At 65.5% G+C, this 13,925-nt stretch carries 12 protein-coding genes; 3 read left to right on the top strand and 9 right to left on the bottom strand.

Going from position 1 to position 13,925, the window contains the following annotated elements; translation table 11 throughout:
- Positions 1-6: 6 nt before the first annotated feature.
- From Q4610_RS08215 to Q4610_RS08200, 4 genes are all read right to left on the bottom strand, one after another.
- The gene (locus Q4610_RS08215; RefSeq protein ID WP_304535486.1) at positions 7-1,524 is read right to left on the bottom strand and encodes an XrtA system polysaccharide chain length determinant; all 1,518 of its coding nucleotides are present in this window, start codon (positions 1,522-1,524) and stop codon (positions 7-9) included.
- A 2-nt stretch (positions 1,525-1,526) separates the two neighbouring features.
- On the bottom strand, positions 1,527-2,171 hold the full coding sequence (locus tag Q4610_RS08210; protein ID WP_304535485.1) for an XrtA/PEP-CTERM system exopolysaccharide export protein: 645 nt from the start codon (positions 2,169-2,171) through the stop codon (positions 1,527-1,529).
- Positions 2,172-2,303: 132 nt separating this feature from the next.
- Entirely contained in the window at positions 2,304-3,536 is a 1,233-nt protein-coding gene (locus Q4610_RS08205; RefSeq protein WP_304535484.1) for a pyridoxal-dependent decarboxylase, exosortase A system-associated, read from the bottom strand.
- Positions 3,533-5,044, bottom strand: coding sequence for an acyl-CoA ligase (AMP-forming), exosortase A system-associated (locus Q4610_RS08200; RefSeq protein WP_304535583.1), 1,512 nt, complete (start codon positions 5,042-5,044; stop codon positions 3,533-3,535). The genes Q4610_RS08205 and Q4610_RS08200 overlap by 4 nt, the downstream gene beginning before the upstream one ends.
- An 84-nt stretch (positions 5,045-5,128) precedes the next feature.
- On the opposite strand from Q4610_RS08200, the gene Q4610_RS08195 reads away from it, so the two are divergent.
- Positions 5,129-6,136, top strand: coding sequence for a GNAT family N-acetyltransferase (locus Q4610_RS08195; RefSeq protein ID WP_304535483.1), 1,008 nt, complete (start codon positions 5,129-5,131; stop codon positions 6,134-6,136).
- A 27-nt stretch (positions 6,137-6,163) separates the two neighbouring features.
- On the top strand, positions 6,164-6,451 hold the full coding sequence (locus tag Q4610_RS08190; RefSeq protein WP_304535482.1) for an acyl carrier protein: 288 nt from the start codon (positions 6,164-6,166) through the stop codon (positions 6,449-6,451).
- Between the two features lie 24 nt (positions 6,452-6,475).
- Here Q4610_RS08190 and trxB read toward each other — a convergent pair whose 3' ends face one another.
- Both trxB and uvrC read right to left on the bottom strand, forming a co-directional pair.
- Positions 6,476-7,438, bottom strand: a complete 963-nt coding sequence (gene trxB, locus Q4610_RS08185) for a thioredoxin-disulfide reductase (protein WP_304535481.1) — start codon at positions 7,436-7,438, stop codon at positions 6,476-6,478.
- 278 nt (positions 7,439-7,716) lie between these two features.
- The gene (uvrC, locus tag Q4610_RS08180; protein WP_304535480.1) at positions 7,717-9,630 is read right to left on the bottom strand and encodes an excinuclease ABC subunit UvrC; all 1,914 of its coding nucleotides are present in this window, start codon (positions 9,628-9,630) and stop codon (positions 7,717-7,719) included.
- A 251-nt stretch (positions 9,631-9,881) separates the two neighbouring features.
- On the opposite strand from uvrC, the gene Q4610_RS08175 reads away from it, so the two are divergent.
- Positions 9,882-12,314: a beta strand repeat-containing protein gene (locus Q4610_RS08175; protein WP_304535479.1), complete on the top strand. Its 2,433-nt coding sequence runs from the start codon at positions 9,882-9,884 to the stop codon at positions 12,312-12,314.
- A gap of 148 nt (positions 12,315-12,462) precedes the next feature.
- Here Q4610_RS08175 and Q4610_RS08170 read toward each other — a convergent pair whose 3' ends face one another.
- From Q4610_RS08170 to Q4610_RS08160, 3 genes are all read right to left on the bottom strand, one after another.
- Positions 12,463-13,074, bottom strand: coding sequence for a F0F1 ATP synthase subunit B family protein (locus Q4610_RS08170; protein ID WP_304535478.1), 612 nt, complete (start codon positions 13,072-13,074; stop codon positions 12,463-12,465).
- Positions 13,067-13,561 carry a F0F1 ATP synthase subunit B family protein gene (locus Q4610_RS08165; protein ID WP_304535477.1) on the bottom strand — a complete coding sequence of 165 codons (495 nt, stop codon included), beginning with the start codon at positions 13,559-13,561 and terminating at the stop codon, positions 13,067-13,069. The genes Q4610_RS08170 and Q4610_RS08165 overlap by 8 nt, the downstream gene beginning before the upstream one ends.
- Positions 13,562-13,652: 91 nt before the next feature.
- The gene (locus Q4610_RS08160) at positions 13,653-13,880 is read right to left on the bottom strand and encodes a F0F1 ATP synthase subunit C (protein WP_006961951.1); all 228 of its coding nucleotides are present in this window, start codon (positions 13,878-13,880) and stop codon (positions 13,653-13,655) included.
- Between the last annotated feature and the right edge of the window lie 45 nt (positions 13,881-13,925).

Raw genomic sequence — 13,925 nt, 5'->3', positions numbered from 1 at the left:
GCTCCTTCACGCCATACCGCGCTGGACGAATTCGACGACGATCAGCAGCAGGCAGACAGCCGCCAGCCCCCCGCTCGCACCGGCGAACCATTTCATGCGTTGTTTTTCGATTGCGACCTGTGCCGCACTGACCGTCTGGCTGATCGATCCGGCGACCGGCAGGCCGATCGCTTTTTCCAGCCGGGCGGCGTTCGGGAATGTTCCCTTGAGTTGCCCAAGGGCGAAGGCGACGCCGACCCCCGCGCCAATCCCCAGAAGCAGCACGCCCAGCAGCAGCAGCGGCCGGTTGGGCGCGGACGGCGCGGTGGGGGCGCTGGGCGGCTGGATGACGCGGAACTGGACGGAGCCGGTTTCGGTCTTGACCTCGCCACGCAGGCGAATTTCCTCGCGGTCGCTCATCAGCTTGTCATATTGGGTCTTGAGCGCGGCATAATCGCTGTCGAGCTTTTCCTGTTCGGATGCGACGCCAGGTTCATCCACCTGCTTGGCCATCATGGTGTTGAGGTCGCTTTGCAATTGCGCCTTGCGCGTGCTGAGCGCCTGCACCGAGGCAGCGCGTTCGGCCTGCATCGACTTGATCGACAGATAGGCGGGGTTGGGCGTGCTGCCGCCACCTGCGCTGCCGCCGCCGGCCCGACGCAGGGCATCCACTTCGCGCTGGGCCGCGATCACGTCCGGGTGGCTGCTGGTCCAGCCGCGCGCCCGCATGGACGCAAGGTTGGACTGGGCCTGCGCCAGCGGCGATGCGCCGCCCGAAGCACTGACGCCCGGCAATGTCGCGGGCGTGCCCGCCAGTTGGCCGTTCATCGCGCTCAGGGCGCTTTGCGCCTGGACAAGCTGCGAATCGATCTGGTTGATCTCCATGCGCGCCGCATCCATGCGCTGGCTGATCGATCCGGCGCCGGGCAGCAGCCCGACATAGCGCTGGGCAAAGGCGACGCGGCGCTGGTCGGCCGCCTCAAGCTGCTTGCCGCGCGCGGCGATCTGCTGGTCAAGGAAGGCAAGGCTCTGCTTGGTCTGGTTGCGGTCGCCCGACAGATTTTCTTCCTGGAAGATGTCGATCAGCTTTTGCACCACCTGCTGGGCGATGCGGGCATTGGCGCCGTCGGACAGGCCCGAATCGGCGGAAATGGCGCTGATGTCGATCATGCTGGGATCGGCCTGCGCCATCACGGTGATATTCTCGCGCAGCTTGGTGATCTTCGCCGCGATATCGCGCGGGCCGGACACGGTCTGGGACAGGTCGGTGTCGCGCACCACCTTCTCCAGATTTTCCGCGCTGGCCAGCGTGCTGCGCACCCGGTCCAGATCCTGCTGGGACTGGACCTGGGTGATGCCCACCTTGTCCTCCAGCAGCGACTGGGTGTTCACATAGACCCGCGCCTTGGACTGATAGCTGTTGGGGATGAACGCCACGCCCAGCCAGCCCAGCATGCACACGCCCCAGGCGACGCCAAGCGCCACCCAGCGGCGGCTCCAGATGCCATGCAGAACAAGCAGCAGTTCGTCGTAAAGCCCGGCCATGATCAGAACATGCTTTCTGGGATGATGATGACGTCACCGGGCGACAGCAGCACATTGGCGCGCGTATCGCCCTTCTTGAGCAGGTCGTTCAAGCGGACCTGATATTCCTTCTGCTTGCCGGTCGCCTTGTCGAAACGGATCAGCCGGCCGCGATTGCCGGCCGCATATTCGGACAGGCCGCCGACCGATATCATCGCGTCCAGCAGGGTCATGTTGGCGCGATAGGGAATGGAGGCCGGCTTTTCGGTGGCGCCGACAATCCGCACCTGCTGGCTGTAGGTGCCGTTGAAATTGTTGACGATTACCGACACCAGCGGGTTTTCGATATATTGCGACAGCGCCAGCTTGATATCCTCGGCCAGCATCTTGGGCGTCTTGCCCACGGCCGGCATGTCGGTGATCAGCGGGGTGGTGATGCGCCCATCGGGGCGCACCTGCACCTTGGCGCCCAGTTCGGCGTTGCGCCACACGAAGATGGTCAGGTCGTCCAGCGGGCCGATGACATATTCCTCGCCCGGCCCTTCCTGGGTCGACACGAAGGAAGCCGGCGGCAGTTGTGGCCCGGACCCGCCGGACGCGCAGCCCGACAGCGCGACCACAGGCAGCGACGCGCCGATCAGAAGCCTGGAAACCGAGTTGAAACGCATAACCTAACCCCTTTGTCGGACCATGCGCGATCGGTGGCCGAAAAGGGGAAGGCCGCCCGCCATCACATGGCTTTGGGCTTCTTCTTGCCGTGAAAGGGTAAAGATACCGTTAGGAGTTAAGTGTTGCGCAATTCAGCCAAGTAAAAGTTCACGAGGACTTGGATGCCCCAGAAATGCGGAGGGGCTTGCCGATGCGCCATAGGCCCCCGCCAGGAAGATGGCGACAAGATCGCCTTCGCTGACCGGCGGCAGCGCCACCTTGTCCCCCAGCCGGTCGATCGGGGTGCACAGGCATCCCACGACCGTCACCGGCTGCGCAGCCGGGGCCGCGCCGAAGCGGTTGGCGATGGCGATCGGATAGTTGCGGCGGACCACGGTGCCGAAATTGCCGCTGGCGGCCAGTTGATGGTGCAGCCCGCCATCCACGACGATGAAGGTTTCGCCCTGGCTGACCTTCACATCGACCACGCGGGTCAGATAGACACCGGCTTCGCCCACCAGCCAGCGGCCCAGTTCGATGGCAAAGGCGCTGCCTTTCAGAATATCGGGCAAACTGTCCAGCGCGCTGTCCAGCGCCACGCCGATCGGCCGTATGTCGAGCCGGTCGTCGCCGGGGAAATAGGCCAGCCCAAAGCCGCCGCCCAGATTGACCAGCGGCGGGGCCAAGCCAACCGTGTCGGAAAGGCGCCCAGCGAGCGCGATCGTCGCCGCCTGCGTCGCGATGATCGCCAGCGGATCGAGATTCTGGCTGCCCGCGAAAATATGCCAGCCCTGCCAGTCCGCCCCGGCATCGATCATCGCCCGCGCCAGCGCCGCCGCCCGGTCAGCGTCGACACCGAAGGGCTTGGCGCCGCCGCCCATCTTCATCCCCGATCCTTTCAGGTCGAAATCCGGGTTCACGCGCACCGCGACGCGCGGCGGCTTGCCGACCTTCTGCGCCGCCATGAGCGCGCGACGCCCCTCCCCCTCCGACTCCAGGTTGATCGTGACACCGGCGAAGATCGCCGCTTCCAGTTCGTCATTGCGCTTGCCCGGCCCGGCGAAACTGATCCGATCCGGCGCCATCCCGGCCTTGAGCGCCATGTCGAGCTCGCCACCCGAAGCAATGTCGAAGCCGTCGACCTGACCCGCCATCCGCGCCAGCAGCGGCGCATAGGGATTGGCTTTCACCGCATAATGGAGATGCACCGCCCTGGGCATCGCATCGCGGAAGCGGCGGACCTGCGCCTCCACGATCGCCATGTCATAGACGAACAGCGGCGTGTCCCCCGCTTCGTCCACCAGGCTGGCCGCGCCGCAGCCGCCGATCAGCAGCATCCCCTCTTCGTCCGCGAACCAGGCCGGGATCGGTCCCATCGGCTTCATGCGCCATGCTCCTTCGCCAGCGCGACCCGGTCGATCTTGCCATTGGGATTGCGGGGAAACTGGGTCAGCACGATCATGTCCCTGGGCTGCATGAAATTGGGCAATTCCTGTTTGAGGTGGGCAGCGACCGCATCCGCGACCGCCCCGTCCGCCGACCGCAGCAGCAGGCGCACCGCCTGCCCCAGTCGTTCGTCCCTGATGCCCAGCGCCACCGCTTCGGCGACACCGGGCACGGCGAGCGCGGCCTCCTCCACCTCGGTCGGGCTGATGCGGTTGCCGGCGGACTTGATCATCGCGTCGTCGCGGCCGACGAAATAGAGCAGGCCGTCGGCATCGCGCCGCACCGTGTCGCCAGACCAGACCGCCATGCCGCCATAGCGCGACACCGCCGGCGCGGGCCTGAACCGTTCGGCGGTGCGGGCCGGATCGCGCCAATAGCCCTGCGCCACCAGCGGGCCGCAATGGACCAGTTCGCCCGGCTCGCCGTCATCGGTGATGCGGCCATCGGGGCGCACCACCAATATCTCGGCGAACGGAATGGCCCGGCCCATCGAATCGGGATGGCTGTCCACCAGCGCGGGCGGCAGATAGGTGGAACGGAACGCTTCGGTCAGGCCATACATGGGATAGAGGTCGGCCTCAGGAAAAAGCGCGCGCAGCCTGGCGACCAATGGCCGGGTCAGCGCCCCGCCGCTGTTGGTCAGGCGCTTGAGCCTGGCCGCCACCTGCGCCGGCCAGTCCAGTTCGGTCAGTTGCACCCAGAGCGGCGGCACCCCGGCCAGCGTCGTGATGTCGCGCCGGTCGACCAGCTTCATCACGTCGCGCGGGGTGAGATAATCGAGCGGATAGACACACCCCCCGGCATACCAGGTCGACAATAGCTGGTTCTGCCCATAGTCGAAGCTGAAGGGCAGGACGCAGGCGGTGCGATCATCCGCCGTCAGCTTGAGATAATCGGCCACCGCCACTGCGCCCAGCCAGAGATTGGCGTGGGTCAGCATCACGCCCTTGGGCCGGCCGGTCGAACCGCTGGTGTAGAGGATCGCCGCCAGATCATCCGGCGCGGCGGTCGACGGGCCGATTCCCTGCCCCCCGCTCATCGCGCAGGCGGCGTCCTCCTCGCGGTGCAATCGGCAATGGGCGGGCACGTCCCCCGGCTGGAGGCTGTCGAGCCGCGCCGCCGTGCCGATCAGCAGGTGCGCGCCGCTGTCCGCCAATATATGCGCGACCTGGGCATGTTTGAGCAGCGGGTTGACCGGCACATGGACAAGGCCCGCGCGCGGCGCGGCCAGCGGCATCAGCGCGGCGACCGGCCCCTTGGCGATCCAGCTTGCCACGCGCGCGCCCTTCGCCAGCCCGAAACCCGCCAGCCAGCCCGCCAGCCGCCCCAGCGTCTGTTCCAGTTCGGCATAGTCATAGCTGCCCGAACGACCATCCAGCGCCAGGCGCGCCGGATCGCCGCGCAACAGCAGATGGTCGATCGGTCGCAGCAAAGCGCCATCGATCACCGGGTCAGAATCGGGCACGGACGCTTAACTCCATATGCAGATTCTTCTCCTATGCTTGCCCGCGACGAAGGCGGAGATAGTCGGTTGCGGGCGCCAAGGGAATATCACAGCATCGATGGCGTGCGACAGGCAATGGCCGGTCGGCTGGATCGTGCCTGTGCGCCGCTGTTCGACCGGCTCGACTGGTTCGCCGCGCTGCGCCATCATTGCTTTCCCGATACGCCCGTCCGCATCCTGTGCGCACAGGAAGATAGCCGGGAAGTCTGGCTGTTTCTTCTTTCTCCCACGCCGCGCCGGGTGAGCGCGCTGGCCAACTGGTATAGTTTTTCCTGGGCGCCGATCTTTCTGGGCACGCCAGACGAGGCCGCACAGCAACGGCTGCTGGACATGGCCGCCCGGCACCTGCTGACGACCTGCGCGCAGATCGACCTCTATCCCCTGGAGCAGGCCGCGCCGCTGCTGGCCGCGCTGCGCCATGCCGGATGGTTCGCCGTGCAGCGGGCCATGGGCGGGCGGCATGTGCTGGATGTTCAGGGCCGCAGCTTTGCCGACTATTGGGCGGCGCGCCCCGGCCGGCTGCGCAACCTGGTGAAGCGCAAGGGGCGCGGCACCCCCTTCGCCTTGTCGATCAGCGACCGGCTGACCGACGATCTGTGGCGCGACTATGTTCAGGTCCATGCCCGTAGCTGGAAGGAGGCGGAGCCAGCGTCGGGACTGGATTTCCTGCATGAGCTGGCCATGCGGGAGAGCGCGGCGGGGACGTTGCGGCTGGGATTCGCCCGTGCGGACGGGCACCCGGTGGCGACGCAGTTCTGGACCGTCGAGGGGGGCGTCGCGCTGATCCACAAGCTCAGCCATGATCGTGGTTGCGATAACGGATCGCCCGGCACCTTGTTGAGCCACGCCATGTTCGCGCAAGCCATTGATCAGGATCGGGTCGACAGGATCGACTATGGGACCGGCGATAATGGCTATAAAACCGACTGGATGGAGCGGCGCATCCCCCTCCAGCGGATCGACGCCTTCAACCCGCGCTGCGCCTCCGCATGGTTGCCGGCGGCGCGCACCGCCATTTCCGCGCTTGTAGGTTAGGCCAGGAGGCATTAGGGGACAGCCACTATGCGGGCGCAAAATTCTCAGCCGGTCGACCGGAACGCCGATCTGGACAGCCTGATGCGGGCATTGTTGCGCGATGTGCTCAACCTGCCGCAGGCTCAGGTCGATGCTTTCGACGCGGACACGCCGCTGTTCGGCGCGCTGCCCGAACTCGATTCCATGGCGGTCGCCGGCCTGCTCACCGAGATGGAAGATCGCCTGGGCATCCTGATCGACGATGAGGATATCGACGGCGACACGTTCGAAACCTTCGGGTCGCTGGTGGCGTTCGCCCAGGCGAAGATCGGCTAGAGCCGACCTTCGCCCGTGGAAGGCTTACGCCTCCACCAACTGTTCGAAATCGGCTTCGGCCAGGAATTTCTCCACGTCGAGCGCGGCCATGCAGCCCATGCCCGCCGCCGTCACGGCCTGACGATAAATCTTGTCGGTGACATCGCCCGCCGCGAACACGCCGGGAATTGCCGTGCGGGTCGTGCCCTTTTCCACCACGATATAGCCTTCATCAAGCGGCAGCTTGCCCGTGAACAATTCGGTCGCGGGATGATGGCCAATGGCGACGAAACCGCCATCGGTCGGCTCATGGCTCTTTTCGCCCGTCACCGTGTCGGTGAGGTCGACGCCCACCAGCCCTTCCGGCGTGCCGCCGCCGACGAAGCGATCGACCGCCTTGTTCCACAGCACCTTGATATGGGGATGGGCATGGAGCCGCTGTTGCAGGATCTTTTCCGCGCGCAGTGAATCGCGGCGGTGGATCAGGGTCACGTCATGGCTGTGGTTGGTAAGGTAGAGCGCTTCCTCGACCGCGGTGTTGCCGCCGCCGATGACCACCACCTTCTTGCCGCGATAGAAAAAGCCGTCGCAGGTCGCGCAGGCGCTGACGCCCTTGCCCTGCAAATGCTCTTCGCCTTCGACCCCCAGCCATTTGGCCTGCGCGCCGGTGCAGATGACGAGCGTGTCGGCGACATAGAGGGTGCCGCTGTCCCCCGTCAGCCTGAAGGGCCGTTCGGACAGGTCGATGTCGACGATCTGGTCATACATCATCTGCGCGCCGACATGCTCGGCCTGCGCCTGCATCTGCTCCATCAGCCACGGACCCTGGATCACGTCGCGGAAGCCGGGGTAATTTTCGACATCGGTAGTGATGGTAAGCTGCCCGCCCGGCTGCATGCCCTGCACCACGATCGGCGCCAATCCCGCACGCGCGCCATAGATGGCGGCGGAAAGCCCGGCCGGGCCGGAACCGAGAATCAACATGCGGGTGCTGTGGGTGGCGGTCATATCAGGCTTTCGATTGATGCGATTCGGACAAGACGACAGAGATAGGCGGCGTGGACGCAGGCGCAAGCAAAGGATTGGCCTGGAAAGGGAGAAACAGGCCTGCCGCAGCAGATCGGCGCGACCATGGCGCGCCTGTCGGACGCGACAGGTCGAAGTTCACACCGTCATCGGGCTTTCCGGGGCAATGGCAACCGGGAAGCAGGCGCGCCCCATCCATCAGGCGATGGGACAGAAAAGACAGGCATGTCCCCTCCGCATGCGTTGCCGGCAAGGCCGCGTCAGCCATGGAAATAATCATAGACCTGCTGCGCCACCGCCTTCGACACGCCGGGCGCGCGTTGCAGGTCTTCCAGCGCGGCGTCGCGCACCGCCCGCGCCGTGCCGAAGTGCATGAGCAGCGCCTTTTTCCGCGCGGGGCCGATGCCGGGGACTTCATCGAGCGAACTGACGGTGATCGCCTTGCTGCGCTTCGCCCGGTGCGCGCCGATGGCGAATCGGTGCGCCTCGTCGCGCAGGCGCTGGAGGTAGAACAGCACCGGATGATTGAGCGGAAAGCTGATTTCCCGGCCGTCCATCAGGTGGAAAACCTCCCGCCCCTCGCGGCCATGATGCGGCCCCTTGGCGACGCCGATCATGCACACATCCTCGATCCCCATTTCCTCCAGCATCGTGCGGGCGGCCGATAGCTGGCCCTTGCCGCCGTCGATCAGCACCAGGTCGGGCCATTCGCCGCTGTCGCGATCCGGGTCTTCCTTTTGGGCACGGCCAAAGCGCCGTTCGAACATTTCGCGCATCATGGCGAAATCGTCGTTCGAGATGGCGGGGTCTTTCATGTTGAACTTGCGATAGGCCGATTTGCGGAAGCCCTCCGGCCCCGCGACCACCATCGCGCCCAGTGCGTGCGCGCCCTGGATATGGCTGTTGTCGTAGATTTCGATCCGGTCGGGCACGCCGTCCAGCCCGAACGCCTCGACCATGTCCTCCATGATCCGGCCCTGGCTGGTGGTTTCCGCCAGCCGCCGGTCGAGCGCCTCCACCGCGTTGCGCTGCGCCTGCTTGATCAGGCGGGTGCGCTCGCCGCGCTGGGGCACCTCGATCCGCACCTTGCCGCCCGCCCGCTCGGCCAGCGCCAGCGCCATCAGTTCGCATTCGGCGGGCTGGCGATCGGTCAGGATCAGGCGCGGGGGCGGCACTTCCTCGTAAAATTGCGCCATGAAACTTTCCAGCACCTCGTCGGTCGCCACATCGTTGGTGTGGACCGGGAAGAAGCTGCGATGCCCCCAATTCTGGCCGCCGCGAATGAAGAAGGCCTGGATGCACATCGCCCCGCCCTTTTCTGCCAGTGCGAAAATGTCCGCGTCGCCCAGCCCTTCGGCATTGATCGCCTGCGACCCCTGAATGAAGGTCAATGCCTTCAGCCGGTCGCGGATCACCGCCGCCTGTTCGAAATCCATGGCGTCGGACGCCGCCTGCATCGCCGCGCCCAGCTTCTTCTGCACGGCGGTCGACTTGCCGCCCAGGAAATCCTGCGCGTCCTGCACCAGTTCGGCATAGCCCGCCGCGTCGATCCGGTCGACACAGGGCGCCGAACAGCGCTTGATCTGATAGAGCAGGCAGGGCCGTGAGCGGTTGGCGAAGAAACTGTCGGTACAGCTTCGCAGCAGGAACAGTTTCTGCAACGCGTTGATCGTCCGCGTCACCGATCCGGCGCTGGCGAAGGGACCATAATAGCGCCCCTTATATTTGCGCGCGCCGCGATGCTTCTGCACGCGGGGGAAATCATGATCCTCCCGCAGCAGGATGAAGGGGAAGCTTTTGTCGTCGCGCAGCAGGACATTGTAAGGCGGGCGATAGCGCTTGATGAGCTGCGCCTCCAGCAGCAGCGCTTCGGCTTCGCTGTTGGTGGTCACGATGGTCATGCTGCGCGTCTGGGCGACCATGCGCTGGAGCCGCCGCGGCAGCCGGTCGACCTGGGTGTAGTTGGCGACGCGGTTTTTCAGTGCCCGCGCCTTGCCCACATAGAGCACATCGCCGCGCGCATCGTGCATCCGATAGACGCCGGGCCGGATCGGCAGTGTCCTGAGCGTGGTGCGGATCGCCTCCACCCCCATGTCGATATCCGGCTGGCTTCCGGTAACGGTGAAGCTCGCCTTGTCTTCGTTGAAACGGTCGGGGGATTGGGGGCCGGACATGGGGGCAGAGATAGCGCGTGCCGCCGGTTTCGCAATGGCGGCGTACCGGCCGCCCCCCGCGCCCCGGTCCAAAATATCCGCGCCCGCACCATAAGCGGGAAAAGTCAAATTTGTCCGTTACTTGCGATGCTACACTATTCGTCATGAAAAAGGACTGAACAGGCTGGCCGGTTCGGCCCGATTATCCTATCCTCCGCCCGGCTTCAGGACCATGGAATCGGCAAGAGGGGACCACCATCATGCTCTCGATCATGTCTCAATTCAACGCCGGCATTAGCGCCGTGGGCATCGGCTATGACAGTGTAACCGGCGAACTGTCGGTCTATGGCGCGTTCGGCGCCAACATCTTTCGCTATAGCAGCAGCGGGACCGCGCTGGGCAGCTACGCCGTGCCCGGCGGTGGCGCCAATGATTTTGATCTGGATGGCGTGCCGGTCGCTTTCATGATGAACGGCGTGCTGGTCCCGGCGGGCAGCATGCTGGTGTTCAACGGCGAAAGCGGCGTGGTGGAAATCTACGCGGTCAACCCCGCTACAGGCGCGGTGATCGCCTCGCTGATCACCGCCTTCGGCTCCGACCATGTCGTGGGCGGCAGCTATAACCCTGTGACCGGCACCTTCTTCGTGGTGCAGGACAAGGTGCCCGCCGCCGGGCTGGACAATCTGATCGCGGAAATCGACCCCGCCACCGGCGCGGTGATCGACCAATTCCCTACCGACACCAGCGGCTTCACCGTCAATTATGGCGACCTGGATGTCGATCCCTTTTCCGGCGCGCTCTGGGTCGTCAGCAGCGACCATAACAGCGTGCAGCGGATGGCCGTGGACGGCACGATCCGCGACACCATCACCCTGCCGGCCGGCATCGGTGGCCTGTCCGGCATCGCCTTCATCCCCGAATCCCCCGGCGAAGCCTTCGTCGTCAACACCAGTGGCACCGTGTTCCGCATCGGCGGCTTCCCGGTCGAACGCAGCGGCACGGCGGGCGACGATGTACTGGCGGGCGGCAGCGGCGACGATGTGCTCGATGGCGGCGACGGCAACGACACGCTGAACGCCGGCGCGGGCAACGACACGCTGCGCGGCGGCGGCGCGGGCCTCGACCTGCACTATGGCGGCGACGGCGACGATGTGATCCTGGTCGATCGCGCGTCGGACATTGTCACAGGCGAAGTCTATGATGGCGGCGCGGGCCAGGACAGCCTGATCCTCAATTTCAACAGCGACGGCGATATTTCGGGCGTGACCCTGACGGGGATCGAGTCGCTGACCCAATCCTATTTCGGTTTCGACACGAAGCTGACCGCTGCCCAGCTCGACGCGCTGACCAGCGTTTCCGGCCAGTCCTTCACCCTGACCACCGGCGGCAGCGTGTCGATGAACGGCACGTCGATCAACGCGCAGGTCTTCAACCTGTCGAACGCCGGCAACGTGCTCAGCCTTGCGGGCGCGACGTACACCTACAACATCACCGTCAACGGCGGTGCTGGCGACGATGCCGTGGGCGGCACCATCGGCGCGGACAGCATGTATGGCAACGGCGGCGCGGATATCCTGAACGGCGGTGACGGCGATGACATTCTCGACGGCGGCACCGGCGCGGACATATTGCGCGGTGGATGGGGCGGCGACACCTATTATATCGACAATGCCGGCGACAGGATCGAAGCCGAAGCGCTGGCCGGCGGCGGACTGGACCGGGTTATCAGCACGATCAGCTTCTCGCTCGGCGGCATCAATGTCGAGGAAATCGAACTGGTCGGATCGGCGAATCTCAACGCGACCGGTAACGGGTTCGATAATCGGCTGATCGGCAATGCCGGCAATAATGTCCTGAACGGCGCGACGGGCAGCGACATGATGGAAGGCGGCCTGGGCAACGACACCTATGTCGTGGATATTGCGGGCGATGTAGTGGTGGAAGGTCTGAACGCCGGCACCGACCTCGTCCGCACGGCCCTGACGGTCTATATGTTGGCCGACAATGTCGAAAATCTGACCGCCAGCGGCAATGCCACGCATGACTTCACCGGCAATGCGCTCGACAATATCCTGATCGGTGGCGCACTTGACGACATATTGAACGGCGCGGCCGGGGCCGACCGGCTGGAAGGCGGCAAGGGCAATGATGTCTATTATGTCGACAATGCCGGCGACGTCGTGGTCGAAGCCGGCGGATCGGGCGACGACGCTATTTTCAGCTCGGTCAGCTACACCCTGCTCGGCCGCTATGTCGAAACCCTGACGCTGACCGGCAGCGCCAATATCAACGCGGTCGGCAATACGCAGCCCAACAGCCTGATCGGCAACAGCGGCAACAATGTGCTGCGTGGCGGGCTGGGGAGCGATCGGCTGACCGGCGGCGCGGGGTCCGACATTTTCGGATTCGACACGACGCCGGGGACAGGCAATGTCGACCGCATCACCGATTTTTCGGTGGCCGACGATACGATCCGCCTCAGCCGCTCGGTCTTTTCGGCGATCAGCGCCACCGGCCCGCTCGCCGCCGGCGAATTTCGACTGAGCGGCAGCGCCGCCGACGCGGACGACCACATCCTCTACAACAGCGCCACCGGCGGCCTTTTCTATGACGCGGATGGCAACGGCGCGGGTGCGGCGATCCTGTTCGCGCGGCTGACCACCGGCCTGGCGCTCACCAGCGCGGATTTCCTGATCGTGGCCTGACGCGCTCCATCCACGCCGCGCGCAGGACCGGAGCCGCCGAATTTTGCAGGGCCGGATTGTCGCACCGGCGTTGTAACGATCATCATCGCCAAACGAAAAGGGCCGGTGCGTCGCCGCACCGGCCCTTTTCCGGTTCCGGCAGGGTCTATCAGTTGATCGTGCCCAGCCGTGTGATCGCACTGTCGACCAGCGCCTTGTCCGCCTTCGCATCATGGCCCTGGGCGATCAGGGCGGCGGCGGCGGCGGTGGCCGCGTTCACCGCCTTGGTGCGGATGCCGGCGACGGCGGCACGTTCGGCAGCGCCGATCTTGTCCTCCGCCATCTTCTGGCGACGGGCGACCAGCGCTTCGGCATTGGCCTTGGCGTCGGCGATCAGCCCTTCGGCCTCATGCTCGGCGGCCTTGCGCATGGCGTCGGCCTCGCCGGTCGCAGCGGCCAGCTTGGCTTCATATTCGCCCTTGAGCGCTTCGGCCTCGGCGCGCAGCCGGGTCGCTTCGGCAAGCTGTTCCCTGATCTGCGCGATCCGGCCGTCCAGCACGCCGCCGATCATGGCGGGCACCTTCTTGACCAGCAGGATCAGGATGAAGGCCGCCATCGCCAGGCTGACCCAGGCGGTGGCGTCCATGCCGACCGCCTTGGGATCGGTATGAGGAACCACACCTTCATGGGCGACGGTGCCGACCGGCTCCATGCCTTCGCTGTGGATCGCTTCGTTCAGGTGCGGAACCTGCGCCGCGCTATGGGATGCTGCCTCAGCCATGGGCCAGTGCCGCCTTTACTGCGTTGCGGGCTGCATCCTCCGACGCTTCCACGCCGGAAATGCGAGCCACCATGTCACGCGCCGCATCTGCGGCGACGATTTCGATTTCGGCCAGCGCCGCGTTGCTCGCGGCCTGGATACGCGCTTCGGCCGCGGCGATCTTGCCCGCGACTTCGGCGTCGGCGGCGGCGAGCTTCGTTTCCGAAGCTTTGGCCGCGTCCGATTTCGCCTTGGCCACGACCGCCTGGGCGGCGGCGCGGTTCTGGGCGTCGCGAACGCGATAGTCCGCTTCCGCTTCGTCGGCGCGGGCGAAGGCCGCCTTCGCCGCGTCCAGATCGCCGCTGATCTTCGCGTCGCGCGCGTCCGCCGTGCCCTGCACCTTTGGCACCATGCCGAGGCCAATGACGAAGAAGACGAAGCCGAAAGTCAGCAGCAACCAGAAAATCTGGCTGGAGTAGGTATCGGCAATTTGCGCGATTTGAGGCATTTTACGGGTCCGTCCGGTCAGAGGGCGGTCAATATGGGGGAAGCGGGCAGGCTATCGGCCAAAGCCGCCTGCCCGCTCCCGATTTCGTGTGTCAGGCCACGAACACCAGGATCATGGCGATGACGAACGCCAGCAGACCCAGAAGTTCCGCCGCGGCGAAACCGATGAACAGGCGGCCCTGCTGGCCGTCAGCGGCGCCCGGATTGCGCAGCGCGCCTTCCAGGAATGCGCTGAACACGTTGCCCACACCGAGGGCGGCGATGCCCGCACCGATCGCGGCCAGGCCAGCACCGAGCAGCTTTGCGGCTTCTGCGTCCATGTCGTAAACTCCCTTGTAAAATCAGTTAAAAGTTGAGGAAAATCA

It is taken from the genome of Sphingobium cyanobacteriorum, from assembly GCF_030580935.1.
GTDB classification, from domain to species: Bacteria; Pseudomonadota; Alphaproteobacteria; order Sphingomonadales; family Sphingomonadaceae; genus Sphingobium; species Sphingobium cyanobacteriorum.
The sequence above is the reverse complement of the archived record's forward strand: the minus strand, read 5'-3'. Positions and strand labels throughout refer to the sequence as shown.

Excerpts from the sequence above, each read along its gene's own strand:
- uvrC (WP_304535480.1), bottom strand. The coding sequence starts at position 9,630 with ATGTCCGGCCCCCAATCCCCCGACCGTTTCAACGAAGACAAGGCGAGC.
- Q4610_RS08175 (WP_304535479.1), top strand. The coding sequence starts at position 9,882 with ATGTCTCAATTCAACGCCGGCATTAGCGCCGTGGGCATCGGCTATGAC.
- Q4610_RS08215 (WP_304535486.1), bottom strand. The coding sequence starts at position 1,524 with ATGGCCGGGCTTTACGACGAACTGCTGCTTGTTCTGCATGGCATCTGG.
- Q4610_RS08205 (WP_304535484.1), bottom strand. The coding sequence starts at position 3,536 with ATGAAGCCGATGGGACCGATCCCGGCCTGGTTCGCGGACGAAGAGGGG.
- Q4610_RS08190 (WP_304535482.1), top strand. The coding sequence starts at position 6,164 with ATGCGGGCGCAAAATTCTCAGCCGGTCGACCGGAACGCCGATCTGGAC.
- trxB (WP_304535481.1), bottom strand. The coding sequence starts at position 7,438 with ATGACCGCCACCCACAGCACCCGCATGTTGATTCTCGGTTCCGGCCCG.
- Q4610_RS08165 (WP_304535477.1), bottom strand. The coding sequence starts at position 13,561 with ATGCCTCAAATCGCGCAAATTGCCGATACCTACTCCAGCCAGATTTTC.
- Q4610_RS08210 (WP_304535485.1), bottom strand. The coding sequence starts at position 2,171 with ATGCGTTTCAACTCGGTTTCCAGGCTTCTGATCGGCGCGTCGCTGCCT.
- Q4610_RS08160 (WP_006961951.1), bottom strand. The coding sequence starts at position 13,880 with ATGGACGCAGAAGCCGCAAAGCTGCTCGGTGCTGGCCTGGCCGCGATC.
- Q4610_RS08170 (WP_304535478.1), bottom strand. The coding sequence starts at position 13,074 with ATGGCTGAGGCAGCATCCCATAGCGCGGCGCAGGTTCCGCACCTGAAC.